Origin of the sequence: Alteromonas sp. DY56-G5 (assembly GCF_041414725.1) — a bacterium.
GTDB classification, from domain to species: domain Bacteria; phylum Pseudomonadota; class Gammaproteobacteria; order Enterobacterales; family Alteromonadaceae; genus Alteromonas; species Alteromonas macleodii.
This window is the reverse complement of sequence record NZ_JANHZQ010000011.1, coordinates 71,032-96,046: the sequence shown is the minus strand read 5'-3', so window position 1 is coordinate 96,046 and position 25,015 is coordinate 71,032. Positions and strand designations below refer to the sequence as shown.

Here is a 25,015-nt window from a genome sequence, read left to right as displayed (position 1 = left end):
ACGATCGTCACTAGCTAAGGCTTAGATATTCCGCTTGATTCTGCGTCTAACAAGTACAATGCCACCTAATAGACACAGTGGGAGTAAAGACCATGCTCCGCCATGCTCTTCTACTATGACTACCGTATCTTCAACCACATATTCATTATTTTCACTTTCAAGGGGAAGATAGGCGAGTGCACTGTCATCATAGGCATCGGTATACGCCACAAGCATTTCGGTATCTGCATCATAAAGCTCTAATAGAATGTCGTACTCACCGGCCGGATAGCCAGAAACTAATGTGCTTTCAATGGTAAAGGTATCTGTTGAGTCTTCTGAGTAGATGTAAAATTCAGACGACACGTGAATCGACTCGTACACGTCGTTTTTTCCCAAATACAGGACCGCGTATACTGGCGCGCGAGTGAAAATGGTGTCGGCGTCAAACTCAATCGAAAACGTAGAGTGATAACCATCGTAATCAACGTCCTGCTCAAGCGTTACCCAGCTTTCATAAATCCAAAACTCATTAATACTGCTGACTACGATATCGCTAGAGGACTTACTCACGGCTAAATGCTGTTGATGCTTACCCGCCTTGGGAAGGGACTGTTGATCAGTCTCAACGTCATCAACAGATTGAGAGATTGTTTCTTCGCTTGTCAATGCACCTGAGGTTTTAGGCAGCAGCGATTCAGCGGCAACAAATGGTTTGTCGTAACGGTATTCGTTAGAGGTAACATTTTTGTTTTGTGCGCTATTTTCGGTACTGGCATGCACAGGTGACATAAGCGCAAGCTGTATTGTTGCAATAGCAGAATATGTAGTAAGTGAGAAAAGTAGCTTTTTCATCTGTCCATCCTTTTCCAATCGATAATGACAGTGTCATTGTTGACGGAAAAAGATGAACAAAAGCTGAAGGGTAACTTAACGCCTTCTCAGTTAAAACGGTGAGGGTGCCTTAGAGATCAGTCGTCGAAGTAGTGATCTTCTTCTTCGTATTCACCTTCTTCACGCGGCTCGAAGTAAGTACCCCAACCGTCGTAGGTTACATCATGCTTGTCGGCAATTTTAAGCAAGGCGTCAGAGTCCGCATTAAGTTTTTCAATATCTAGCTTTCTCTCTGCAACCGCGTCGAAGCAGAAAATGGTTTCGCCATCGTCAAGAATAAGCTCTTCTGCGTCGGTGACTTCAAAACCAGCTTTAAACGCATCAACAGCTGCCTTTTCTAGCACGTCGAAGTCAGTGCTGGCGAAGTGGTGCTCAATGGTATATTCGGCATCGGCTTGGCTGCCGTCTTCTAGAAGGGCATCAATAGTTTCTTGGTTAAACTCGTACCACTCTTCTCTTTCATCGAACTGGGTCATAATAAACACTCGTTAGCAATTTTGACGCAAGTTTACCTGCTTTTTTCCAGTTCATCGACCTGTGTATTAAGCGCATCAAACTTTTGTTTCATTTCATCGTTAAAATGCACCATCCACTCTTTAATTGTCTTGTCCTCGCTCAAAGCCTGAGGGGCAGCAATATCAATAAGCACAATTCCGTTATTCCAACGGTTCCATTTTACTTTATTGTGCAAATTGCTGGCGGTTACCATAACAACCGGTTCGTTGGTGGTCTTAGCTAGGCGAAATGCACCTTGTTTGAAAGGTAATATGCCTCTGCCATAGCTTCGCGTACCTTCTGGGAATAGCCATACCGACGTTTTCTTTTTCGCAATGCGTTTTGCAGCAATATCGAGTGTATTACGGGCTTTACCTGAATTCTTTCTATCAATCATGATATTGCCTGACAACCAATAGATTTGGCCGAAAATAGGGATCCACTTTAAGCTCTTTTTGCCAATGGTTACCACGCCAGGCAGTGCAGCTTTACAGATAGTGATAACGTCGAAACTGTTTTGATGATTGGCGATGTAGACGTAGGGCTCGTTTATTTTAACCGCAGGATCTTTCTTTATAATAATTTTGAGACCTACGACCTTAGCCATAAGTGAATACATACTACCCGCAATATGCACGTTATCTTTGTGAAAAGGTCGTGCGATACAAACAATTAGCAGAACGATGTTAATGAGTAAAAAAGCGATAAAAAGTGCCGGAATGCGGAATAAAGCGATCAAAACAACTCCTAGATACAATTGACGCGCGCAGTATAGATGAAGTTTCAGCGTACACTTGTCCGATGAGTTTTTACAGTGCGGAAGGTATAGTTGAGCAATAAGTTGCAAAAGTGGCTATGTTTCTCACCTTTAGTATGAGGAAATTTTGCCGATACCCAATTACAATAATAAAAAGCGCAATCGAACCTAACTCGGTAACCACTATATGCAGACATTTACTCCAGACGACCTAGAAGAAGATATTCTTGCTGACCTTATGGAGGAAATAAACGAACTCTATGAATCAAGTGAACAAACCTTGATTGAACTAGAGCTTCGTCCGGAAGACAACGAATTGCAGCGTGCTCTGTTTCGCTCAATCCACACCATTAAAGGTGATTTAGGCCTGGTTAACTTCTCTCCCATGATCCCGCTTTTGCAGCATGTAGAGGACTTGCTAGATTATTTGCGCAAAGGGCAGGTGGCGTACACAAGTACTATGAGTGACTTGGTATTGCTTACCATGGACAGAGTAAAAGCCTTCGTAGAGGCTGTAATGGCCAGTGGGAAAGCCGAATACGATGACAATCTTCACAATCAGCTGGTTTTAGCTATCGGTCGTGTGACACCTGAAAATACTGCTGAGCATGAAAAACGCCTTACCGAAGCGGTCTTATTACTTAACCCAGCGTTAGATATTGTTGCGGATGAAGACGACCCACAAAACGTTCAGATAAAGCCCCCTACGTTAGCGGCTACAGGTATTCCTAAAGATATTAGTAGTGAAAAGAAGCAAGATATTCTATTTTTCCGCGACTTAATGCAAACCATTGAACGCCGCTCTAACTACTGGTCTGGTCGTGGTGATCGCATTGCCAAACTGGCTATGTATATTAACGATGTGGCCGAAAACCCTATCGACGAAGATCAGCTTGCCGTAGCCAGCTATGTGCATGACTTTGGAATGGCCTTCATGCCATTGAAGCTTTTGCACAAAGGCGATGCGCTAAGCGATATCGAATTTAATCTTATGCGCTCTCATGTGTATAAAAGTGCCCGGTTGTTAGAGCACCTGGATCAATGGGACATGGCGCGCAAAATCGTAATGCAGCACCATGAACGCACTGATGGAACAGGTTATCCATTGGGGCTAAAAGAAGACGATATATGTGAAGGTGCGAAGTTACTAGCCATTGTTGATACCTACGATGCAATGACACACCCAAGAGCACACAATGAAGATAACGTACTTTCCAAAAAAGAGGCGGTGATAGAAATAAATCGAAGCGCCAAAGGCCAGTTTAGTATGAAGTGGGTAAGGCATTTCAATCAGGGAATGACGGCGTTACTGACGAAAGGACAGTGAGAACTGTCCTCTGGTTACAATTTGAGTTAGGTGCTAATTGAATTGTTGGCTGTCTTTAACTGCCGCCAAATCACAATCTCGAGTCAAGCGGTACTTCGTTACAGAGTTTCTGGTTTTTGAATTCCCAACAAAGTGGCACTGTTTCTCTTTTGGGGTGACTCAGCGCCATTTTCAGTTTATCGAAGCTTGCATAGGTAACTGGCTCACCTTCAAATTCAGTGATGATACTATTGACTGAAATTTTGGCGGTATAAGCGCCGGTATCTTTAGCAACATCTAAGACAATGGCACCTTCGATGTGGGGGAGCAAGCGAAGGCCAGAACGATCTGCGCCAATAAAGGAAATAAATTGCTTGCTGGGTTGGAACCACATGCGTTCTGCAGAAAAATCAAACACAGTGTTAAAACGTTTTAGAACTTGATTGCCCAGTACCCCGTCGCTTCCGTCCTGCGAATTACTCCCTTCAAATCTAAAGTATGTTGGCAGCTGATTAAACGTGGTGTCGCCTAAGGAGAAGTGAGGCAGCAGGCCCACAAGGTTAGCCGACGTCCCTTGAATTCCAGTACTTGTTGCTGCAAAGGTTTTATCTGGCAATGCAAAACGGTCATTTTCCGCAAATAAACTCAGTGTTCCTGTCGAACCCGTATCCAGCATGAGTTTTACCGTTGTCAGTTTCTTTTCATCGTGAAGTGTCGTGGTGAAGTAAGGCGTATTGCTCTCTACAGGCATAACGACTTCCTGCCATTGTTCAGTGCGATAATGCGCTCTACTGTTATCGTCTGGTTTGGTAATTGTTAATGTCTTAGCGTCGTGGTTGATTTCTACAAGACAACAGTTAAAAAAATCAGCGCCGAGTACACCGTCGAAATACGTTTCATCTACACTGCGAAAAGGCATCGCAGATGTTGGTGTATAAATTACTGATAAATCAGAGATAGAAAACCCACCTAATTGAATATGGGCGTTATGCACGATGTAAGCCGTAGGCGCCTTTCCGCTTCCTGCTCCTCCTATTGTAATTGGCTTGTTCGTGGGTAACTCAAGTGCATTGGTTTTATTAGTTTCAGTAATGACGGTGGCAGCTGCGCCTGAGTCTAGTACGAAAGTGAGTGGCATGGTTTTATTAACAGTCACATTCACCAAAATGTGGTTATTGAGCATAGTAAAAGGCACCACGGTTCGAGTAATGCTTTCATCTACGAATTCTTTGTCAGTGTTTTTGCCTTCATTTAGCCAAGCGGTTTTCGCATTTTCATTTTTCCACTGAAAGGCGGCCATGTCCCAAATGCGACATCCTGACAGACCAACAAGCAAAGTTGTAATAAGTATCCAACGCTGACAACTGCATTTACAGCCAACACGTGAAGCTTTATTAGTGTGATTAATCATAACAATTACCTCGTCTTTTTTATTAAGTTTAAGGTAAAATAATTATTGTTTTACAATAATTAATGAGTGTTTTGTAATAAAATGTTTCTGTTGTACGAGGATTTTTGTGTTGTGTATTACGGTGGCGTAAACTGATAAAAAAAAGGACAAAAAGAGCGCGCAATGCAATCTATTGAAGAATTAAAAAGGGTTAGTCACTTCACTCGAATAATGCTGTTTGCTGTTGTAGGCATTTTTTTAAGTATTGCCATCTATGGCTTCGTATTACAAGGGCAGTGGTGGGTGACCTTTGGAGGCCATCAATTTGACGCCTTGTGGCTTCAGTACGAAGAATCACAGTTTTTGTTAGCAACCATTTTCTCTCCTTTGATTGGTTCCTGGTTGCTCGGCTTCTATTTTCTTCAGCATTTGCTACTTGCGCTAAGTAGAGGACTTTTTTATGCAAAAACCACGTTACGACACTTGAAATACGTATCTTGGATCACGGTTTTTTATGTCTGTTATAAAATGTTAATGACGCCTTTGGCGACCTACCTAGTAGTGCCTAGTAGTTCGATTGATATAAGTCTTAACCCTATGACTATAATTATAGTGTTGTGCTTACCTGTGCTGGTTCACATATTTAGCGCTGCAGCAGAATTAGATAAAGAAAACAAAGAGATTGTGTGATGCCTGTTCTTGTTAACCTTGACGTTATGATGGCGAAGCGCAAAATTCGCTCTAAAGATCTGGCACAGAAAATTGGAATAACTGAGGCAAACTTGTCACTATTGAAAAGCGGCAAAGTGAAAGGCGTTAGGTTTTCGACATTAGAAGCAATTTGTCATCATCTACAGTGCCAACCTGGCGATATACTGGTGTATGAAGATGAGTAAGGGAAATTGAAAAGGGCACGCAAATGCCCTTTTTTGTAATGTGAGCGTTAATTCACACCGAGTTCTTTCAGTTTACGGGTAAGCGTATTTCTTCCCCAACCCAAGCGTTTAGCCGCATCTTGTTTATGACCATGAGTGTGCTGAAGTGCTCGCTCAAGCATAATACGCTCAAACGTCAGCATCGCGTCGTTAAGAATATTGTGATGGCCGTCGCGAAGCTGTTTATCGGTCCAGCTTGCCAACAAATCTGGCCACTCACCCGATTCAGCGCTAGGTTTTTCAATACTGCTGTCGCTGTGAATTTCCGGTGGCAGATCGCTGGGCAGCACTTCTTGACCACTCGCCATTACTGTTAACCAGCGACACACGTTTTCTAGCTGCCTTACGTTTCCAGGCCATGGTAGCTGAGACATTACGCGCTCAGCGTCTTTCGATATGCTTTTAGCTTCTACATCAAGTTCTTTGGCTGCTCGGCGCAAGAAGTGACGGGTCAGTAATGGAATATCTTCGCGGCGCTCGTTAAGTGAAGGAAGGTGCACTCGGATAACGTTTAAGCGGTGGAACAAATCTTCCCTAAACTTACCTTCAGCAACCCTTTGTTCTAAATTCTGGTGAGTTGCAGCGATGATGCGTACGTCCACACTCACTGACTGATGGCCACCGACACGATAAAACTGGCCGTCTGCAAGCACACGTAAAAGGCGGGTTTGTACATCTAACGGCATATCGCCTATTTCATCTAAGAACAATGTTCCGCCGTCGGCTTGTTCGAAGCGGCCTTGGCGAGCTGCCTGGGCTCCGGTAAACGCGCCCTTCTCATGGCCAAATAGCTCTGACTCTACAAGGTCGGCAGGAATGGCGGCCATATTAAGGGCGATGAAAGGTTTACTTGCTCTTGGGCTGTGCCTATGAAGGGCGTGCGCCACAAGTTCTTTACCCGTTCCTGATTGCCCGTTAATTAGCACGCTAATTGAAGAGCGAGACAAGCGACCTATGGCACGAAACACTTCCTGCATGGCAGGTGCTTCGCCAATAATTTCCGTTACTACGTCTTCAACTTGCGCTTTAGATACGGTGGACTGCTCTCTGGCATGTGCCAGCGCCCGCTGGGTTAAGGTTACTGCCTCGTCGATATCAAATGGCTTTGGCAAATATTCAAAGGCGCCTTTTTGATATGCGTTAACTGCGCTGTCTAAATCCGAATGCGCCGTCATAATGATAACGGGGAGCATAGGGTGCGAGGCATGCACTTCGTTCAGTAACGTCATGCCGTCCATTTGTGGCATTCTTATGTCTGAAATGATGACTTCAGGGGCTTGGCTGCTTTGAAGTTGAAGCAATAAATCTTCAGGGTTTTCAAAACTTAAGCAGCTGATATCTGCTGCTTGTAAGGCCTTTTGCAGCACCCAACGAATAGAACTGTCATCATCGACAATCCACACAGACTCATTCGTCATCGTCTGTCTCCTTACGATCTATTGGTATGTAAATTACGAACTCAGTGTGACCAGGGTAGCTATCTACATCTATTTTGCCGCCGTGGTGGTTTATAAGGGTCTGTGAAATAGACAAACCCAACCCAGAGCCATTTTGCTTGCTTGTGACCATGGGGTAGAAAAGTGTGTCTTTTACTTCAGCCGGAATACCCGGGCCGTTATCAATAATTTTTATTTTTGCTACCAGCGCGTGACGCTTCGTTTGAATTGTCATTTGGCGCTCTATTCGCGTAATTAACCTAATTTGTGGGTTGGGGGTTTGACTCTCGGTTAATGCCTGAACGCTGTTGCGCACAATATTGAGCACCGCTTGCTGAATCATGTCAGGGTCTAACATAAGCGGTGGAATGCTGGGGTCATAGTCGCGAACTATGGTAATGGGATTGTCTGAGTCAAAGCGCATTAAGCTGCGTATTTTTTCAAGCGCTTGATGCACGTTACTTTCTTCAAATCGAGGTAGTGAATTAGGTCCAAGCAAACGATCAACTAAGTTTCGCAGACGATCAGACTGCTCAATGATCATGCTTGTAAATTCTTTATGCTCGTCAATCAGCTCTTTTTCTAATAGCTGTGCTGCACCGCGAATACCACCAAGAGGATTTTTGATTTCGTGTGCAAGGCCGCGAACCAATTCTCGTGCTGCGTAATGTTGCGCGTTTTGTAAAGTTTCTCGAGAAATTCGCTTTTGCTGGTCAATCTTTTTAACTTCAAATAGCAGTCGTGGGCCGTCTTCGAAGTGCAAGTTGGTAACGGTTAGGTCGGCAGATACATAGCGGTTATCTCGAAAAGCCAACTTAATTTCGTTTTCGGTGAAATCTTCACCTTTTCTGATGGCAGCTTTAAGTCGGGTGGTTTCTATTGTGCCCGGCAAGAAAAAATCTTGAAGTGGATGTCCAATAAGTTGTTTTAATCCAGTCTCAAACAAAGCTTCACCAGCGTGGTTGGCATAAACAATCGTAAGTTTGTTGTCTACCATTACCAGTGCGGTATTTAGGCTATTGATTAGCTGTTGTGTTTCTAACTCGGTGGAATGCATCCGAGCTCGTCTCCTTTGCACCATAATTGTGCATTGTAGCTTGCAATGATGCGTTGCGCGAATAAAGAGCTCAAGAAGAAATGTTCACTGAACCTCTATGGTGCGCATACATAACAATGGTTGCACGCTATTAGTTATTAATTAACGCCGATGCCTGATGCAGGTAAAGGGTTTGTAATGGAGACGATGCAAGAGTCTTGCCCGTATTGTTCGTGAGTTCAACTTTATAAGTATGTGCCCCACGATGGATACCAGAAAGCTTAAAGACGCCTGAACTATTGCTAGCTAATGGGGCGTCGTCAAAGATTAATCGGTAGATTGGCGCTTTGGGTGCACCAGGTTGTGCGGCAGAGATAGTGAATTCTCCCAAGTTATTGCGAATTGTCGCTTCTGGTGCAGGTGACTTAATGACTACGCGATAGTTGGGCTTGGGGGCAGCCGGCTTCGCAGGGGGAGGTGGAGTAACCTTTGCCGCGGTTACTACGTTTTGCGTTTTTACATCGAACGCTAGGGGTTCTGCGTTTTGCTGCGGCTTGTCAGTGTAAGTCACAGAGCCGTCTTTACCTACCACCTTGTATATGGTCATTGGAGAGGTAGCTGCAGCTGATGTTGCATTGCCGCTTTGTTCGGTTACGCTTTCTTGTGCTTCTTGCTGGGTACTTTGTTGGCTCAGCATTTCCGCTTGCACAGGCAGTAAGCCGTTGCCGCTACTTAGTAATAGCGAAATTAAGCAAATGTGTCGCGTCATGTTGTGCACGTGTCGTTACCTAATTAATGTGGTTTTGGCTAGCTGGCTAATTTACATAGCTTGCTACGTCTGGCTTATTGATAACCTCTTTAGATGTATGCAAGTGCAGCGGGGCAAAGCCCTGTGCGCAGTTGATGTAGCATGAAAGAGTATTCGTTAGCATAGCTATAAAAACATAGTAGATAAATCGTACGCATAAAAAAAGCCCGCAGAGCGGGCTTTAGTATAAATTGCTATACAGTGCGAATTTACACGCTGTAGTACATGTCGAACTCAACTGGGTGAGTAGTCATGTTAAGTTTGGTTACTTCTTCAGACTTAAGGTCGATGTATGCATCAATCATGTCGTCAGTCATAACGCCACCTGCTTTAAGGAAGTCGCGGTCGTTATCAAGGGCTTCAAGCGCCATTTCTAGCGAGCTTGCAACTGTTGGAATTTCAGCAGCTTCTTCTGGCGGTAGGTCGTACAAGTCTTTATCCATTGAATCACCAGGATGGATCTTGTTCTTAATACCGTCGATACCGGCCATAAGCATAGCGGTGAACGCTAGGTATGGGTTGGCTGTTGGGTCAGGGAAACGTACTTCGATACGACGCGCTTTATCGCTAGTTACGTGAGGAATACGAATAGACGCAGAACGGTTACGTGCAGAGTATGCAAGCATTACCGGTGCTTCGAATCCAGGAACTAGACGCTTGTATGAGTTAGTTGAAGCGTTAGCAAACGCGTTGATTGCACGCGCGTGCTTGATAATACCACCGATGTAGTAAAGTGCTTCTTCAGAAAGGCCTGCGTACTTGTCACCCGCGAAGATGTTTACGCCATCTTTAGAGATAGATTGGTGGCAGTGCATACCAGAACCATTGTCGCCAACAAGCGGCTTAGGCATAAAGGTAGCGGTTTGTCCGTATGCGTGTGCAACGTTGTGAACTACATACTTGTAAACTTGGATTTCGTCAGCTTTCTTAACTAGCGTGTTAAATTCGCAAGCAATTTCGTTTTGGCCAGCAGTTGCCACTTCGTGGTGGTGCGCTTCGATAACAAGACCCATTTCTTCCATAACTAGGCACATTGCAGCACGGATATCGTGCGCAGAGTCCACTGGTGGTACTGGGAAGTAACCGCCTTTAACGCCAGGGCGGTGTGCCATGTTGCCGCCTTCAAACTCTTCGCCAGAGTTCCACTTAGCTTCAGAAGAGTCAATCTTGTAGAAAGAGCCCGCCATGTCAGTGTGGAAGCGTACGTCATCAAAAAGGAAAAACTCTGGCTCTGGGCCGAAGAAACATGTGTCACCGATGCCAGTTGATTTTAGGAATTCTTCTGCACGACGAGCAACTGAACGTGGGTCACGCTCATAACCTTCCATTGTTGAAGGTTCAACGATGTCACAACGGATATTTACTTGCGTTTCCTCAGCGAAAGGGTCAACTACGCAGCTTGTTGCGTCTGGAAGAAGAACCATGTCTGATTCGTTGATGCCTTTCCAGCCAGCGATTGAAGAACCATCGAACATTTTACCTTCTTCGAAAAACTCTTCATCTACAACGCTCGCAGGAATAGATACGTGTTGTTCTTTACCCTTTGTATCGGTAAAACGTAAATCTACAAACTTCGCTTCACTTTCTTTAATCAGCTCTAATGCCTTTTCTACTGACATCGTGTCCTCCAGGTTTAATGTAAAAATGCGGAATGATCAGCTTCACTCCAACAGTGGCAAAAGTGAAAGCGATTATCATGCCATCTATATGTGTGCCGATTTCTGTGGCATAGACGGGCATCCATCACTTCCGTTTGAATTAAATTGCACTATATTGATGCAGCGTTGCACCAATATGGCGCTTCGTGCTCATTTATACGTCAATCAGCCTAGATTACTTTGTAACGTATAGCCACCAAATATGATCAATTAGGTGCAACGGGGCTGGTTATTTGTTGAACAAGTGTTTGAAAACCAATAAAACTCGTTTCCATCAAAAAAAAGATGCGCAAACGTCGTGGTTTTTCTGTACAATCCGCGCAAATTTTTCTATCTGCATTTTTTTGCAACAAATCTAACGCATACTCCTTTCCACTGAATTGAAGTAGACGTTGATTTACACAGGCTCTATATAAGCATGAATACCACTGATATTAATAAATTGCGCAACATCGCAATCATCGCCCACGTTGACCACGGTAAGACCACCCTGGTAGACAAACTGTTACAGCAGTCTGGCACCCTTGAATCTCGAGGCGAGCAAGAAGAGCGCGTAATGGACTCGAATGACATCGAGAAAGAACGTGGCATTACCATCCTAGCTAAGAACACAGCGATTAACTGGAACGACTACCGTATCAACATCGTAGATACTCCAGGACACGCTGACTTCGGTGGTGAAGTAGAGCGTGTAATGTCGATGGCTGACTCTGTACTTCTACTTGTAGATGCACAAGAAGGCCCGATGCCACAAACCCGTTTCGTTACGCAAAAGGCATTTGCTCAAGGTCTTAAGCCAATTGTTGTTATCAACAAAATCGACAAGCCTGGTGCGCGTCCTGATTGGGTTATGGATCAAGTTTTCGACCTATTCGACAACCTAGGTGCAACTGACGAACAGCTAGATTTCCAAGTTGTTTATGCGTCTGCACTTAACGGTTGGGCATCACTAGATGCAGATACTAAAGAAGACGATATGACGGCATTGTTCCAAACTATCGTTGACCAAGTTTCTCCTCCTGATGCAGATATCGACGGCGCATTCCAAATGCAGATCTCTCAGCTTGACTACAACTCATACGTGGGTGTAATCGGCGTAGGTCGTGTTAAGCGTGGTTCTGTTAAGCCAAACCAACAAGTAACGGTTGTTACTGCTGATGGCAAAAAACGCAACGGCAAAGTTGGCTTAGTTTACGGCTACCTTGGCCTTGCTCGCCACGAAGTTGAATCTGCTCACGCGGGCGACATCATTGCAATCACAGGTCTTGGCGAACTTAAGATCTCTGACACCATTTGTGACATCAACACTGTAGAAGCACTTCCTCCACTTACGGTTGACGAGCCTACAGTAACCATGACGTTCCAGGTAAACACCTCGCCGTTTGCAGGTAAAGAAGGTAAGTATGTAACGTCACGTAACATTCTAGAGCGTCTTAAAGACGAACTAGTACACAACGTTGCACTGCGCGTTGAAGAAATGCCTGATCCGGACAAGTTCCGCGTATCTGGCCGTGGTGAACTTCATCTAGGTATTCTTATCGAAAACATGCGTCGTGAAGGTTACGAGCTTGCAGTGTCACGTCCAGAAGTAATTCTGAAAGAAGTTGACGGCGCAACGCAAGAACCATACGAAACCTTGACTATCGACTGTGAAGAACAGCACCAGGGTTCAATCATGGAACAGCTTGGTCTGCGTAAAGCAGAAATGACTGACATGTCTCCAGATGGTAAAGGTCGTGTTCGTATCGACTTTATCATTCCAAGCCGTGGCCTAATTGGTTTCCAAACAGAATTCATGACGTTAACGTCGGGTTCTGGTTTGCTATATCACACGTTCGATCACTATGGTCCGTATAAAGGCGGTATCATCGGTAAGCGTAAGAACGGTGTTCTAATCGCTAACGCAAACGGTAAAGCACTAACTAACGCCCTGTTTAACCTTCAAGAACGCGGTCGCCTATTCATCGGTCACGGTGTTGAAGTGTACGAAGGTATGGTTATTGGTATTCATAGCCGTGACAACGACCTAACAGTAAACGCGCTTAAAGGTAAGCAGCTTACAAACGTACGTGCCTCTGGTACTGACGAAGCGCAAACTCTAGTTCCACCAATCAAAATGTCTCTTGAGCAAGCGCTTGAGTTTATCGATGATGATGAACTAGTAGAAGTAACGCCAGAGTCTATCCGTATTCGTAAGAAGCTTCTTACTGAAAACGAGCGTAAGCGCGCATCACGTGCACCTAAGTCTTAATAGCTTCTAAGACTTACATTGATTTTAAAAATGCCAGCGTCAGCTGGCATTTTTTTTCCATTTTGCCGATGAGTTTAGCCTGTAACTTCCCATCAATAAAACGGCTTTCTAGCGTTATCACTAAAACGTTAGAAAAAGTTTAAATATCGACCAAAGGTTAGTGGTTAAATACGTTCAGAGATTCTATGCTTGAAAATATCAGCCCACATAGCTCAATACCCAGCGAGCACTTATCTATGCGGATTGGTACAATAGGCAAACGCCTTAACACATCAGCTAAGTCGTTGTAATATTTCTGTCTAATGACCTAATGAAAGGGGAAGGGTAGTGTTTTCTGTAGCAGTAGTTGAAGATGATCCTATCACGCTTGACCTTATCACTGACGCGTTGGAAACGCAGTTAGACGCCACCGTGTATCCATTTACACGTAGTAAATTTGCAAGGGATTTTTTGCTGCAACAAACCGCAGAATCTATCAGCTTGATCATTAGTGATCAAGTAATGCCAGATTATGACGGACTTAGTCTCCTAAAAACCTGTCAGTCATCGGGCTTGAATGTTCCATTTTTACTCATTACTGCCGACCCTAGCAAAGAATTAGTAATAGAAGCACGTAAACTGCAAGTCACCGGGTTTTTGGCTAAGCCACTTAACATGGAAGAGCTTGTACAAAAGTCGAAAGAAGTGGTGTCTAAGGCTAGCTAAGTCTATCGATGTTTTTACACTTTATTGCTTACACGCTAAACGTATCTGTGCGAACAGAAAATCCATACCGGACTTGAAGACGGCTTGCGTAAAATTAACGTATTCGGCAATGCTCATCTTTTTTGCTTTTAGAACTATTTATTTATCTCTAATAAAGCACATTTCGATATAGCAAATTCGGGTTAATTCTTCTCACGCCCCTAGTTTATGAGGCGCTAAGATTCTACACTGTTGACATAAGTTTTTATGCAACAGGATGTAATGTGAGCTCCTTATTCGATAATACCCCTCCTAGAAAAGACACGTTTTCGTTTAAATGGCAAAAGTACAAAGGAAAAGACATCATTCCTGCGTGGGTTGCTGATACCGAGTTTCGTTGCGCGCAGCCAATTCTAGACGCCATTTCGGGTCAGGTTGAGCATGGCAACATGGGTTACATACTGCCTGCACATCACGAAGGCGCTATTCAGGCTGTAGTGAGATGGCTTAAAGATAAGCATAATTGGGAAATTCAACCCGAGTGGCTAGTGTGGACACCAGGCGTTGTGCCAGCGTTTAACGTAGCGTGTAAAGCCTATTGTGAACCCGGTGATAAAGTACTTATTCAAACACCTAATTATCCGCCTCTACTGGCTGCCCCAAAACTAAATGGTCTCGAACGGGTAGATATAGGCACGGTAGTGCAAAATGACGACGGCACGAGTTCTGAAACTATCTCAAGTGTTGAAGGTGCGCGCTATACGTTAGATTTTGAAGCATTAGAAAGAGAAGCGGCTGATCCTAAATGTAAGCTGTTTATTCTTTGTAACCCAATGAACCCGGTAGGTTCGGTGCTTACTAAAGCTGAATTAGATCGCATTGCTGAGATCTGTAACGCGAACAACGTTAAGCTATGTTCTGATGAAATCCACTGCGACCTTATTCTAGAAGAAGGCAAGCAGCACATACCGGCGGGCCGCGAGTCGAACCTTGCTGAAAATAGCGTTACGCTAATGGCTGCCAGTAAAACATTTAATATTGCTGGTTTGGGAACGTCTTTTGCCATCATCCCTAATCGCCAACTGCGTCAGGCATTTACCAATGCCGCAGCGGGCATCGTACCTTGGGTTACTGTATTGGGCTTGGCGGCTACAGAAGCAGCATTTACTCAATGTGACGAGTGGCATCAGCAGCAACTTACCTACTTGCGTGAAAATAGAGATATGGTGTTTAACACAGTAAACAGTATTGACGGGCTTAAAATGCTCAAAGCCGATGCGACTTTCCTTGCGTGGGTAGACGCCAGTGGACTAGGTGTAGAAAACGTTCAGCAGTGGGCCGAAGAGAAAGGCGTAGGCCCGTCACCAGGCATCGATTTTCACAAGGCGGACCATTTCAGAATTAACTTTGGCTGCAGCAAAGCGATGCTCCAAGATATTCTGCAACGCCTCGCCAGCTAAAAATTGGGGTCAGAGTACTTTTTCATCCCCAAAATGGGGTCAGAGTACTTTTTGCAGCTACGCTTTCTATTAAAAAGGGCCAAAGTATTACTTTGGCCCTTCTCATATGCAGTTAGTTTGTTAGTCACGTAATTTCATTGCTATCTTCAAGTGCACGCTACAACGACATACAAAGGGATTAAATTACTCTGACCCCATTTTTGCCATTTTTGCAGCTAGCTAAATACGCCGATTAGTTTATACAGGCCTAAACCAATCACAGTACCCACTACCAGAAAGCCTGCCAGGTTACTTTTCCATGTGTTTCTAAATTCACCCAGTGCGGTGCTTTTATTCATAACGACCAATAGGAATATGGCAATAATTGGCAGTAAAAGAGCATTAGTCGCTTGAGCAAACAAGATGGCGGGTAGGGGCTTAAAGCCAAGTGCTGCAACGCTGACACCCACTACAATGATGATAAACCATACCGCTTTAAAGCTCTTGCTTTGCATATCGTCAGAAAGCCCCAGCGCTCCTGTTACCGCATAAGCGGCTGCTAGCGGCGCAGTGATAGCACTGGTTAAGCCTGCGGCGAATAACCCTAGTGCAAAGAACCACTGAGCTTTGTCACCTAAAACCGGTTTAAGCTGCTCGCCCATGTTCGAAGCGTCCATAGTGGCAGCTTGATTGAAGAACGCCATCATTGCTGTTGCCATTACGATAAGCGTAATAAGCCCACCCATACTAATAGCTCTAGCAGACTGGTTTCGGCACGCGACGACGGCTTCTTGTTTATCTTGGCCTTTCGATGATTTTGCAACTAGGCTCGCGTGAAGAAACAAGTTATAAGGCACGATGGTGGTACCAATAAGCGCCAGCACCGTGGTAATGGCGTCTGCGTCCAGCCGCGGAGACATTAACTGACTAAACATCGCGGCGATATCAGGTTTGGCTACTAACAGCGTGATAAGAAATACGCCAGCCATAATAAAGACGAGATAAACCAGTACTGTCTCTATCCACTTGTAGCTGCCCGACCAGAGTAAAACTATAGCGATCGTGCCCAAAATACTGGCCCAGGGGCCAATGCCTATACTGATAAATGCGTCTAGCCCGATTGCAGCGCCGGTTAGGTTGCCCGATTCATAGGCTGCGTTGCCAATGCCGATAGCACTGACGATAAGCACGATAAAAAGATTCTTTAGCCATGGCTTGTAAGCCATATTTTTCATTGCACTGGCTAGGCCTTGGCCGCTGGCCACACCTAAACGCGCTGCCATGTCTTGCAGTACTATGGTTGCGAATATGGAGAAAAGGAGCGCCCATACTAGGTGAAAGCCAAAGTTTGCACCTGCCAGACTTGCTGTAGTTACTGTTCCAGGGCCAATAAAGGCGGCCGCGATGATGTATCCTGATTTATCTTTTGCCATTGCAACGACTCTTAGTTAAGTTTTGCTATCATGACAATAGGTAGGCGAGCACGCAACAGTACCGCTAAACCAATACAGTAACAGATTGGTTTTAAACCTATTGTCGCGTACCCAGTGTAGAAGTTTGTTGTTTACTCTTTACCTTATTTCCCATTATTTTGGGTAGATAAAAGGTTACAAAACATGCCCTCTACAAAGTGGCCGCGCAGACTACCGTTTCATACAAGAGAACGCAAATTAAAATAGGATGGTAATGGTGAAAGATGGGTTTCCAATAAACACAATCAGCGATATTGTTTCGCTTCCCAGTTTCGAAAATGTGCTTCCGGATGCTTATTACGTAGATGGAATGATCTTTGCCGTTGCCTCCGCACCAGAAATTCCCATGCCTGAACAGTGGATGCCGTGGCTCATACAGTCTAGTGACAGCCACCTTGTAGACAAAGATGTAGATAAGCTTGCTGATACATTAATGAATGGCCTGCGGGCGCATTTGGATTTTATGCGTCAGGAAAAGTCGCCCATGCCTAGTGAATTGAACGTTGCGATAGAGGTGCAAGGAACGACGAGGCCTTCGAAAGAACTCGAAAGCTGGCTAAATGGGCTTTTACACGTGCACAAGCAATTAGAACCTGTGTGGCAAAATGCGTGGAACCATTGGGAAAAGCATTTAGAAAAAAGTAAGGCGAACAAGAAAGACTGTGACGATAACGAGCCTGAGAAAACAGAACCTGCAGAAGCTCGCCTGTCTCGATGTTTAAAGCTTTTCTCAACGCTTGCTAATATTGAATTAGCCTTGTCTTACAGAAACGACAAACAAGCTGCTCAGCTTGAAAGTAATATAAATATGCTTGTTAAACAGCTTCCTTCGGTGCTGGCAGATTACACTAAGTTGTCAGGGGAGCTAGCCGGCGCGTTACCCAATCAATTTGAAACCTTTAACAAAGTAACCTAGGGGAAAATTTGATCACTGGGAGCTGCAGGAGAAGCAAAAAACAAAAACGCTAATTCAAAATTAGCGCTGTCTTTGTTGTTGATGCCGTTGATTCAACGTGTGTTTAAGCGAAGCGGTATAGCTGTCTAGTTCAAGCTTCGCCTTTTCGTATTGCTCGTTAAGAAGCCGTGAAGCAGGCTCCCTCATAAGCGCCTTAAAGGCAATGTCTGTCTGTTTGAGCAAATGCTTGAGGTGTTGATTACTGTCATCCATGTATAGCATTCCGATAAAAACAATTTGTTAAACCCGAGAAACAGCAGGTTCTGGGCGACTATGTGCAATGCTTACAACACTCTCAACAACAAGCTTAAAATTACTTCTCACACTACACAGCAGTACTGGTTCCTTGAGTACTGACTTTTCAATAATTTTGTACGTGCGCCTTTACTATTTAGTTTGGCTTAAACTTTTATAAAGGTTTTACCACAGCCAGGCAAACGATGGCGAGAATGATAAGCACCGGCGCTTCATTTAAAAAGCGATAAAAGCGCGGAGAGTGTCTATTTTCGTCGCGTGCAAATTGCTTCATTAACTTAAACAAATAGAAGTGATAGCCGTAAATAGCAAGAAGCAGCAGCAACTTTATATGAAGCCACCCCGACATTTTAAACCAAGTTCCACCATAGCTGACAATAAGCGCAACGCCGAATGCCAGAGTTAACAAGGCGAATGGAGTAACAAAGAACCACAGGCGGCGCTCCATGACCTTAAATTCGTCTTTTACCACTTGAGATTTCGTTGTCGCGTGATAAACGAAAAGTCGCGGTAAATAGAAAAGTCCTGCCATCCAAGCCAGCATGAAAAAGATGTGCAGCGCTTTAAACCATAAAATGTACATACTAATAATGAGCCTTTTGTAAGAAGCTTTGTAAGATATTCCACGTTACTACGCCAATAATATCGTTTAGCTCCTGATCGTAAATATAAACTGCGCCAGAGCGCGAGTTTTTAAGGTGTTCGTATACTTCGTGCAGCGTAGACTGCGCGCTAATACCTTCCATTTCGTAATAGTTTAACGCTGTTGCATCGTGTTCCAAACTCACATTGTATTGGACCAGCTTATACTGTACATCTATTTCAAATTTTAACTTCTGAATGACAATTTTTGTTGGATCGCTTTCTAAGTAGTTAATTAACGCTTGCTCTGGCGCATCGTGAAATAGCTTGTACTCAGTATTCATCGCTGCAAGTACGCCCGTTTTCTCAAGTGCTTCACGAATAGACGAGATAGCGTAAGGGAGATTTTGATAATCAAGCTGGCGTATGAAAATAGAGCGGTTGCCAAAGAACTGCGTAGAAGTCACGTAAGCAGGCACAATTACCAACATGGCTGGTAGAATAATTTGCGGGCTGTACGATAGTTCCATAACCGCGGAAAGCGCTGCAAGAGGCGCGTGCAATACTGCGGTCAACATGCCTGCTATGCCTAACAGGGCGAAGCTGTTGGTAAATTCGGGTACGTCAATAAAGTACGACAGTGGCAATAAAAGTACGGCGCCAGCGAGCATGCCAATAACCATCACTGGGCCAATGATCCCTCCTGGAATACCGAGGCCAATAGCAAATACCGCCAAGATAACTTTAAACACCAAAGTAGAAACCAACAGCAGCGCGCCGGGGGAGCTATCAAATAAGTGCTCAACATCGATAAAGTTGGCGCCAAGGGCTTCAGGTATAAACATACCAATGGTACCGGTAATTAGCGCAGCAAGTATTAAACGCCACACCATGGAAACCGGCCTGAACCACGTCATCACCCGCATAAGCTGGCTATTAAATAATACCGCTAACATGCCTAACAGAATGCCTAGCAGCACCAAGTAAAAATACATCCACTGGCTAAATGCATTAAACGATAAAAACGAAAGCTCGTTTACTTCCCCAAATACAATGCGAGTGAGCACCGAGCCACAGGCAGCAGCCAGCATGACAGGAACAAAAATATGTATTTTGTATTCTCTAAGTACGACTTCCATCACGAATATTACGGCAGCAAACGGGGTGTTGAATGATGCCGAGATCCCTGCCGCAATGCCGCAGCCTGCAAGTATTCGAATACTGTTGTAGGGTAAGCGAAGCCATTGCCCTAAGAAACTACTGCCTGACGCGCCTAAATGAACGGAAGGGCCTTCTCGACCAACAACGAAACCGCCGGCCAGGGCTAGCATGCCTCCAAAGAACTGGTTAATGGTGGTTCTAAATGGAATATGACCGTAATAGTACTTCACTCGATGAATAACGAAGGGAATACCTAAACGGTAGTGCTTGAAGCCCGTAAGAAAGGCGATAAATAGAATTAACCCTACACTGATAAATGGCATGATAAGCCAAACCAACCAGTCATAGGTAAGCACCGACTGAAGCGACGAAACACCTGTTTCTTGTAGCCATTCTACGCACAGCCGAAACAGTATAATGATAAGCGCCGCGCAGGTTCCCCCTACAATGCCCAGCATGCACAACTGAATGGATGTGCGTGGATGAGCTACTTCCTCTCTTAAAGCCTGCAAGCGCATGTTGTGGTACAGTAGATTAACGTAAAAAGAAGCTTACCATAAACACCTAAAATTCATAATGTTTAGAGCGCCTTAGCGCACGGTGTTTTTTGTTGATGTAGATATCATGACGACAGATCAGTTAAAAGAAGTTTTAGGCAACTACAAGTGGACACTGTTAGTGGCGCTTATTATGTTTGCCATGGTTGGGTTCGGCTATAAGCTAGCGCGAATTATTGACGAAGGCGACAGCAAGAAAGTACAGGCTCAGCAAGAAACTATTGCTATTTTGTCTGAAGAAAACCATGCGCTTACTACCAAAGTGAATCAGCTGGAAGTCGCCATGGAGCTTGCCACGCTCGAGACAGAGAGCATTACCAATACATTAGGCGAACAGAAAAAAGAACTTGAGGCGCAACAGGAATTACTGAGTTTCTATGAACGCGTCGTGGCGCCTGAGAAAACCGACGAAGGTTTTGCCATTGAAGGGGTAGAAGTTTTTAAGTTAAGTGACAATACCTATCAACTTAGGTTGGTTCTGCTGCAGTCTAAACAGCAAAAAGCAGTGATAAATGGCAGTTTAGATATTGCCGTAGTCGGTCAGCGAAACGGTGAAGCGATCACGCTGAAATCGGGCGAATCGAGCCTGCTGGCAGAAGATATCAAATACCGCTTTCGCTTTTTCCAAGCGGTTAACGTAACTCTCACTATCGAGGAAGATATAAACCCCGAATCCATTGCTTTTTCTACAACGGTCTATCAATACAAAACCCGTAAAGGCAACTATGAGATAAGCGTGCCGTGGAATGAAGCGCTTTCTGTCGAAATAGAGTAATCGCTGTGGGGCAGCGCTAGCCTAGCCGTTAATTCAACCTTTTAACGCATCGAAAGCTTTATTCAAACAAATACCAGTAGCCATAACCCACAAGAAATGCAGGAATAGCAGAGTACACTGTGGCAATAAGCGCTGCTTTGGGTGAGAGCGCAATGGCGGGAAACAACGCGTCGCCGTCATTACTTATTGCATTGCCAAGTTGTGCTGAAAACGGAACTGCGCCATTAAGGTATAAGCTGGTTACCAATATCTGCGGACCGCAACCAGGTAAGAACCCGATGATGATCGCCAGGCCAACTAAGCCGGGGCCCATGGATTGAAGCAGCCCTGCAATGTCTAGCCCAAACCAGACAACAGACAGCTCGAATATAAGAAACGCGAGTACTACCCATGCCAATACAAACTGTGTGTCTAGTGCGGCTTTCTCTTGCCATTTAGGCGGAGGCGGAATTAAATCCTCTTTCGTAATCGAAGCGTATCCGCTTCCCGAACCACACAAAGACCATAGTCCAAGGCTCGAAATACATAACGCGGCACCAATCAGCGTTAGTGTACTTTCACTGATAGCAAGGTAACTGTGTACGGGAAGTTGAAAGGCCAAACCAAGCGCAATCGCCAACGAGGGTAAGCTCGCAATCATCCAGAATACTTTAGAAAGTGATATGGCTTTGTGGCTTACTGTTTTGGGTTTATCACAGTTTTGCGATTGTTGGAGCGCACCATCGGCTTCAGGAGCCTGGTAATTATGAAATTTATTGACCACTAGCCCCGTCATTGCACCCACCGTGACGCTGACGGCCATTACGGTTAAGGCATCTAACGGTGCTTGGGCGAGTAACAGAAATGCGGCATCGCCCATAGTGCTGGTTAGCACTGCTACCACGGCTCCAAAGCTTGTCACACCTCGCGTGTACTGAGTGACAACGATGATAGCACCACCGCAGCCTGGCAGAGCACCAAGTAGAGCAGATAATCCCACCTCATGCACAGGGTGCGCTTTCATATAATTACCAATGGCTTCGGCCGAAACGCGCAACGTGGCGACGTAATAAAGCGCAAGCGATGCATATACAAACGCTGCCACTTGAAAAAATGCATCTGACAACACCGATAAAGTAACCGCACGGGTGCTGTTATAAGTAAGAAGAATGGCTATAAACAGCGGCATCAACAGCCGTTTATTGGTTAAGTGAGGAAAAAAAACGTTTTTTAATAGGGCGCTAGTAAAAGAAGGTAAGTGCTTATACCGGACCACCGCCTTAGCGCTTTTTGATGTGTGAGACGCCGTATCCATTACAACTACACCCTCGACCTATTGTTATCCATGTTTAAGGCGTGCCTAGTTAAGCACGCCTAGTTTTCGCAACGCCTTAGCTCGAAAGCGTAACTGTGCCTTTCATGATGCCGATGTGACCAGGGAACGAGCAGAAAAACATGTATTCTTCATCTTTGCTTAACCCTTCAACAGAAAAGGTCGTAGAAGTTTGTTCACCGCCGCCAATAATGTCAGTCGCGCCAATTACGCGCTCATCGTCTGGCTTAACGTAATTGTTGTCTAAACCCGCACTCATACCGTCTGTTGCCACTGCTTGTCCGTTGGCTTTTGTTGTCATCACCCAGTTATGGCCCATGGCTTGTTTAGGTAACTGACCAGTGTGCTTTAAAGTCACGGTAAACTCGCTACAACTCGCCGGGATAACAACGTTCGACGTATTGAATTGCATGGCGTCGTTTGATTCCACAGTCACTTCGCATTCGTTAGCAAATGCACCAGAGGCCATAAGAAAAAGGGCTGTGCCACCAAGTAACTTCTTGATCATAAATAATGTCCTTTGAATTTTGGTTAACTTCACCTATCGGTGGAATTGGAAGATCCAATTTTCTTTACGAAAAAGAATAGCACTGGATCATTGTAAATGCTAACGATTATCATTTATATTGAGTGGTATATAAAGAAAGCGCTTTTATGTACATCGAGCTTTTTTGTTTTTTCACGCACAAGGGATGCACATGTCTTCGATACGAAATGCAGTTCAACACGTTCGATTTGGATACAACGACAATGAGCTGAACTCAACGCTTTTAAGAAATTATCTAGATGGCGTAACTTTCGTTGCCAACTTATTGCCAAGTGATAGAGACAAATTTTCTATCTATAAAAATGCGGTTGAGGTGCTTTATGAAACCCTGTGCGATCCGCAGGTCAGTCAGCAATGGCGGCATAGTTGTTTAGAGCATTTGTACAAGCCGTTACTTAAAGCTGAGCGCTACGCGTGTAACGAGAGTGATCGAATTGCGCTTGCGAGAATAAAAATAGACATGAACACCAGAGAGCCTGTTGATCTTTGATGTACAGCAAAGGTCTGCAAGCGCTAGTGCACCATTTTTTATAATTCACTTACTAGGGCCTAGTTTTCTAATGCCACTAGCCCTAATAGGATTCTGATAAAAGCGTGGCAACCACGCCGAAAAACTAGCTATATCAACACAAGGATACGAGTCATGACAGCAACACGCACAGAACGCGACAGTATGGGCGAGCTACAGGTCCCCGAAAATGCACTCTACGGCGCGCAAACTCAGCGTGCCATTCAAAACTTCCCTGTAAGCGGGCAGCGCATGCCCGAAGCCTTCGTACGCGCGTTGATTACAGTAAAAAAAGCCGCAGCACAAGCCAACATGAAACTCAAAGTGCTGGATAAAGATCGCGGCCAAGCGATAGTTAAAGCCTGTGATGAGCTGTTGGCACTTGATGATGTGATGCAGCATTTTCCCGTTGATATATTTCAGACTGGTTCAGGCACCAGCACAAACATGAACGCCAACGAGGTCATTGCTCGCTTAGCCTCTCGTTATTCCAGCGAAGAGGTTCATCCGAATGATCATGTAAATTACGGGCAAAGTTCAAATGATGTGATCCCTACCACCATTCATGTTAGCGCGGCTATTGCATTGTCAAACGAGCTTATACCGGCGGTTGAAAGTTTAGTTCGTACTATTGAAATTAAAGCAAAGTCGGTAGCGCAATACTGCAAAACCGGACGCACTCATCTCATGGATGCGATGCCTGTAGGCATGGATCAAAGCTTACTGGCTTGGGCTTCTCAGCTTAAGCAGCAGATTAAAACCCTGCGCGCTGTGCAGCCAGCTATTCAAACCCTTGCCCAAGGAGGCACTGCCGTGGGAACAGGTGTAAACGCCCATGCGGATTTTGCTACGACATTTTCAGATGCGCTAGGGGAGCTGACCGACATTGCGTTTAAGCCCGCTGACAATTTCTTTGCATTGATTGGCTCTCAAGACACAGCAGTGACGCTTTCCGGTGCGACAAAAAGTTTAGCCGTCACCCTTATGAAAATTGCTAATGACTTGCGCTGGATGAATTCTGGGCCTTTGGCTGGTTTAGGTGAGATTGCGCTGCCTGCGCTACAGCCAGGTTCATCGATTATGCCCGGCAAGGTAAACCCGGTTATTCCAGAAGCAGTGGCAATGGCTTCAGCACAGGTAATAGGTAACGATACGGCGATTACTGTAGGTGGGCAGTCTGGGAATTTTGAGTTAAATGTAATGCTACCAATGATTGCCAGCAATTTGCTTTCAAGTCTGTCGCTAATGACCAACAGTGCGACGCTAATCGGCGAGCAGGCGATCGAGGGCTTTACTGTAAATCAAGATAACATTGAAGCGGCGCTTTACAGAAACCCCGTGCTCGTCACCGCGCTCAACCCTGTTATTGGCTATGCTAAAGCCGCAGAAATAGCAAAAACAGCCTACAAAGAAAACAAGCCTGTTATTGATGTGGCTGAAGCGATGACAGATATCCCCAGAGGCGAGCTAGAATCACTACTAGACCCGAAAAAACTTACCACACCTTAAGCGCCGTGAGAAAACGAAGATGATAAAAAGTGCGATCTACGATCGCATTTTTTTGTGGTGAAAGAGACGTTTTTATACAAACAGGACGCACTAAAAACTCGCATGATCCACGCTTGATTAAAAACTGCTCAATGATTGGCACGTTCTTGGCTTGTTCTAGGGTTATTATCAGGGTAAAACGTGTTTTAACCGGTATACAGTTGCTGTATGCGAACGGGATTTTTGATACAGTGACATAATAAATAAATTGTATAGCTGCGTAAGACAGCAACAGACACTAGCGCTAATAGGTTTTGCTTATTGTCATGGCTAAT

The 25,015-nt window shown here is 44.8% G+C and carries 24 protein-coding genes; 10 read left to right on the top strand and 14 right to left on the bottom strand.

The features are described 5' to 3' along the window. Nucleotides 1-21 precede the first annotated feature (21 nt). The 3 genes from NO989_RS07920 to NO989_RS07910 all read right to left on the bottom strand — a co-directional run bounded on the left by NO989_RS07920 (nucleotide 22) and on the right by NO989_RS07910 (nucleotide 2,107). Entirely contained in the window at nucleotides 22-834 is an 813-nt protein-coding gene (locus tag NO989_RS07920; RefSeq protein WP_171337869.1) for a choice-of-anchor H family protein, read from the bottom strand. Nucleotides 835-950: 116 nt separating this feature from the next. Continuing rightward, a complete protein-coding gene (gene rraB, locus NO989_RS07915; protein ID WP_014980184.1) occupies nucleotides 951-1,349 on the bottom strand; it encodes a ribonuclease E inhibitor RraB in 399 nt (132 codons plus the stop codon). 32 nt (nucleotides 1,350-1,381) lie between these two features. Continuing rightward, entirely contained in the window at nucleotides 1,382-2,107 is a 726-nt protein-coding gene (locus NO989_RS07910) for a 1-acylglycerol-3-phosphate O-acyltransferase (protein WP_014950593.1), read from the bottom strand. A gap of 205 nt (nucleotides 2,108-2,312) precedes the next feature. Here NO989_RS07910 and NO989_RS07905 point away from each other — a divergent pair, with 205 nt between their 5' ends. Beyond that, nucleotides 2,313-3,452, top strand: coding sequence for an HD-GYP domain-containing protein (locus NO989_RS07905; RefSeq protein WP_014980183.1), 1,140 nt, complete (start codon nucleotides 2,313-2,315; stop codon nucleotides 3,450-3,452). 70 nt (nucleotides 3,453-3,522) lie between these two features. Here NO989_RS07905 and NO989_RS07900 read toward each other — a convergent pair whose 3' ends face one another. After that, nucleotides 3,523-4,842, bottom strand: a complete 1,320-nt coding sequence (locus NO989_RS07900) for an aspartyl protease family protein (protein WP_014980182.1) — start codon at nucleotides 4,840-4,842, stop codon at nucleotides 3,523-3,525. Between the two features lie 162 nt (nucleotides 4,843-5,004). Here NO989_RS07900 and NO989_RS07895 point away from each other — a divergent pair, with 162 nt between their 5' ends. Both NO989_RS07895 and NO989_RS07890 read left to right on the top strand, forming a co-directional pair. After that, nucleotides 5,005-5,511 carry a hypothetical protein gene (locus NO989_RS07895; RefSeq protein WP_370136232.1) on the top strand — a complete coding sequence of 169 codons (507 nt, stop codon included), beginning with the start codon at nucleotides 5,005-5,007 and terminating at the stop codon, nucleotides 5,509-5,511. Next, the gene (locus tag NO989_RS07890) at nucleotides 5,511-5,717 is read left to right on the top strand and encodes a helix-turn-helix transcriptional regulator (RefSeq protein ID WP_014980180.1); all 207 of its coding nucleotides are present in this window, start codon (nucleotides 5,511-5,513) and stop codon (nucleotides 5,715-5,717) included. Before NO989_RS07895 ends, NO989_RS07890 begins: the two co-directional genes overlap by 1 nt. Nucleotides 5,718-5,764: 47 nt before the next feature. Here the strand turns inward: NO989_RS07890 and glnG are convergent, their stop codons facing one another. The 4 genes from glnG to glnA all read right to left on the bottom strand — a co-directional run bounded on the left by glnG (nucleotide 5,765) and on the right by glnA (nucleotide 10,655). After that, complete coding sequence (gene glnG, locus NO989_RS07885) at nucleotides 5,765-7,174, bottom strand: nitrogen regulation protein NR(I) (protein WP_014980179.1); 1,410 nt, start codon at nucleotides 7,172-7,174, stop codon at nucleotides 5,765-5,767. Beyond that, a complete protein-coding gene (glnL, locus tag NO989_RS07880) occupies nucleotides 7,164-8,249 on the bottom strand; it encodes a nitrogen regulation protein NR(II) (RefSeq protein WP_014950590.1) in 1,086 nt (361 codons plus the stop codon). The genes glnG and glnL overlap by 11 nt, the downstream gene beginning before the upstream one ends. 130 nt (nucleotides 8,250-8,379) lie before the next feature. Beyond that, nucleotides 8,380-9,006, bottom strand: coding sequence for a DUF4124 domain-containing protein (locus NO989_RS07875; protein ID WP_371342350.1), 627 nt, complete (start codon nucleotides 9,004-9,006; stop codon nucleotides 8,380-8,382). Nucleotides 9,007-9,245: 239 nt separating this feature from the next. Next, nucleotides 9,246-10,655, bottom strand: coding sequence for a glutamate--ammonia ligase (gene glnA / locus NO989_RS07870; RefSeq protein WP_014980177.1), 1,410 nt, complete (start codon nucleotides 10,653-10,655; stop codon nucleotides 9,246-9,248). 457 nt (nucleotides 10,656-11,112) lie between these two features. On the opposite strand from glnA, the gene typA reads away from it, so the two are divergent. The 3 genes from typA to NO989_RS07855 all read left to right on the top strand — a co-directional run bounded on the left by typA (nucleotide 11,113) and on the right by NO989_RS07855 (nucleotide 15,089). Further along, the gene (gene typA, locus NO989_RS07865; protein WP_371342349.1) at nucleotides 11,113-12,945 is read left to right on the top strand and encodes a translational GTPase TypA; all 1,833 of its coding nucleotides are present in this window, start codon (nucleotides 11,113-11,115) and stop codon (nucleotides 12,943-12,945) included. Between the two features lie 327 nt (nucleotides 12,946-13,272). Then, nucleotides 13,273-13,650: a response regulator gene (locus NO989_RS07860; RefSeq protein WP_371342348.1), complete on the top strand. Its 378-nt coding sequence runs from the start codon at nucleotides 13,273-13,275 to the stop codon at nucleotides 13,648-13,650. Nucleotides 13,651-13,913: 263 nt separating this feature from the next. Continuing rightward, nucleotides 13,914-15,089: a MalY/PatB family protein gene (locus NO989_RS07855; RefSeq protein WP_202941977.1), complete on the top strand. Its 1,176-nt coding sequence runs from the start codon at nucleotides 13,914-13,916 to the stop codon at nucleotides 15,087-15,089. A gap of 215 nt (nucleotides 15,090-15,304) precedes the next feature. Here NO989_RS07855 and NO989_RS07850 read toward each other — a convergent pair whose 3' ends face one another. Beyond that, nucleotides 15,305-16,501 (bottom strand): Nramp family divalent metal transporter, encoded by a 1,197-nt coding sequence (locus NO989_RS07850; RefSeq protein ID WP_014980175.1) that lies wholly within the window; start codon nucleotides 16,499-16,501, stop codon nucleotides 15,305-15,307. Nucleotides 16,502-16,754: 253 nt separating this feature from the next. On the opposite strand from NO989_RS07850, the gene NO989_RS07845 reads away from it, so the two are divergent. Then, nucleotides 16,755-17,456: a UPF0149 family protein gene (locus tag NO989_RS07845; RefSeq protein WP_039226366.1), complete on the top strand. Its 702-nt coding sequence runs from the start codon at nucleotides 16,755-16,757 to the stop codon at nucleotides 17,454-17,456. A gap of 60 nt (nucleotides 17,457-17,516) precedes the next feature. Here the strand turns inward: NO989_RS07845 and NO989_RS07840 are convergent, their stop codons facing one another. From NO989_RS07840 to NO989_RS07830, 3 genes are all read right to left on the bottom strand, one after another. Then, nucleotides 17,517-17,708, bottom strand: coding sequence for a hypothetical protein (locus tag NO989_RS07840; protein ID WP_014950582.1), 192 nt, complete (start codon nucleotides 17,706-17,708; stop codon nucleotides 17,517-17,519). A 196-nt stretch (nucleotides 17,709-17,904) separates the two neighbouring features. Further along, nucleotides 17,905-18,333 carry a CopD family protein gene (locus NO989_RS07835; RefSeq protein ID WP_014950581.1) on the bottom strand — a complete coding sequence of 143 codons (429 nt, stop codon included), beginning with the start codon at nucleotides 18,331-18,333 and terminating at the stop codon, nucleotides 17,905-17,907. Nucleotide 18,334: 1 nt separating this feature from the next. After that, on the bottom strand, nucleotides 18,335-20,011 hold the full coding sequence (locus NO989_RS07830) for a chloride channel protein (RefSeq protein ID WP_039235311.1): 1,677 nt from the start codon (nucleotides 20,009-20,011) through the stop codon (nucleotides 18,335-18,337). 106 nt (nucleotides 20,012-20,117) lie between these two features. Here NO989_RS07830 and NO989_RS07825 point away from each other — a divergent pair, with 106 nt between their 5' ends. Then, on the top strand, nucleotides 20,118-20,825 hold the full coding sequence (locus NO989_RS07825; RefSeq protein ID WP_269350672.1) for a DUF6776 family protein: 708 nt from the start codon (nucleotides 20,118-20,120) through the stop codon (nucleotides 20,823-20,825). Nucleotides 20,826-20,883: 58 nt separating this feature from the next. Here NO989_RS07825 and NO989_RS07820 read toward each other — a convergent pair whose 3' ends face one another. Next, on the bottom strand, nucleotides 20,884-21,993 hold the full coding sequence (locus NO989_RS07820) for a putative manganese transporter (protein WP_371342347.1): 1,110 nt from the start codon (nucleotides 21,991-21,993) through the stop codon (nucleotides 20,884-20,886). A gap of 202 nt (nucleotides 21,994-22,195) precedes the next feature. After that, nucleotides 22,196-22,645, bottom strand: coding sequence for an azurin (azu, locus tag NO989_RS07815; RefSeq protein ID WP_014950577.1), 450 nt, complete (start codon nucleotides 22,643-22,645; stop codon nucleotides 22,196-22,198). 190 nt (nucleotides 22,646-22,835) lie between these two features. Between azu and NO989_RS07810 the strand changes: the two genes are divergently transcribed. Next, nucleotides 22,836-23,174 (top strand): hypothetical protein, encoded by a 339-nt coding sequence (locus NO989_RS07810; RefSeq protein WP_014980170.1) that lies wholly within the window; start codon nucleotides 22,836-22,838, stop codon nucleotides 23,172-23,174. Between the two features lie 153 nt (nucleotides 23,175-23,327). Continuing rightward, a complete protein-coding gene (locus tag NO989_RS07805; protein ID WP_371342346.1) occupies nucleotides 23,328-24,701 on the top strand; it encodes a class II fumarate hydratase in 1,374 nt (457 codons plus the stop codon). The last annotated feature ends 314 nt before the right edge of the window (nucleotides 24,702-25,015 follow it).

Coding starts and splice junctions, on each gene's coding strand:
- NO989_RS07920 (WP_171337869.1), bottom strand. CDS start 834: ATGAAAAAGCTACTTTTCTCACTTACTACATATTCTGCTATTGCAACA.
- rraB (WP_014980184.1), bottom strand. CDS start 1,349: ATGACCCAGTTCGATGAAAGAGAAGAGTGGTACGAGTTTAACCAAGAA.
- NO989_RS07905 (WP_014980183.1), top strand. CDS start 2,313: ATGCAGACATTTACTCCAGACGACCTAGAAGAAGATATTCTTGCTGAC.
- NO989_RS07900 (WP_014980182.1), bottom strand. CDS start 4,842: ATGATTAATCACACTAATAAAGCTTCACGTGTTGGCTGTAAATGCAGT.
- NO989_RS07895 (WP_370136232.1), top strand. CDS start 5,005: ATGCAATCTATTGAAGAATTAAAAAGGGTTAGTCACTTCACTCGAATA.
- NO989_RS07890 (WP_014980180.1), top strand. CDS start 5,511: ATGCCTGTTCTTGTTAACCTTGACGTTATGATGGCGAAGCGCAAAATT.
- glnG (WP_014980179.1), bottom strand. CDS start 7,174: ATGACGAATGAGTCTGTGTGGATTGTCGATGATGACAGTTCTATTCGT.
- glnL (WP_014950590.1), bottom strand. CDS start 8,249: ATGCATTCCACCGAGTTAGAAACACAACAGCTAATCAATAGCCTAAAT.
- glnA (WP_014980177.1), bottom strand. CDS start 10,655: ATGTCAGTAGAAAAGGCATTAGAGCTGATTAAAGAAAGTGAAGCGAAG.
- typA (WP_371342349.1), top strand. CDS start 11,113: ATGAATACCACTGATATTAATAAATTGCGCAACATCGCAATCATCGCC.
- NO989_RS07850 (WP_014980175.1), bottom strand. CDS start 16,501: ATGGCAAAAGATAAATCAGGATACATCATCGCGGCCGCCTTTATTGGC.
- NO989_RS07845 (WP_039226366.1), top strand. CDS start 16,755: ATGGTGAAAGATGGGTTTCCAATAAACACAATCAGCGATATTGTTTCG.
- NO989_RS07840 (WP_014950582.1), bottom strand. CDS start 17,708: ATGGATGACAGTAATCAACACCTCAAGCATTTGCTCAAACAGACAGAC.
- NO989_RS07835 (WP_014950581.1), bottom strand. CDS start 18,333: ATGTACATTTTATGGTTTAAAGCGCTGCACATCTTTTTCATGCTGGCT.
- NO989_RS07830 (WP_039235311.1), bottom strand. CDS start 20,011: ATGCGCTTGCAGGCTTTAAGAGAGGAAGTAGCTCATCCACGCACATCC.
- NO989_RS07825 (WP_269350672.1), top strand. CDS start 20,118: ATGACGACAGATCAGTTAAAAGAAGTTTTAGGCAACTACAAGTGGACA.
- NO989_RS07820 (WP_371342347.1), bottom strand. CDS start 21,993: ATGCCGCTGTTTATAGCCATTCTTCTTACTTATAACAGCACCCGTGCG.
- azu (WP_014950577.1), bottom strand. CDS start 22,645: ATGATCAAGAAGTTACTTGGTGGCACAGCCCTTTTTCTTATGGCCTCT.
- NO989_RS07810 (WP_014980170.1), top strand. CDS start 22,836: ATGTCTTCGATACGAAATGCAGTTCAACACGTTCGATTTGGATACAAC.
- NO989_RS07805 (WP_371342346.1), top strand. CDS start 23,328: ATGACAGCAACACGCACAGAACGCGACAGTATGGGCGAGCTACAGGTC.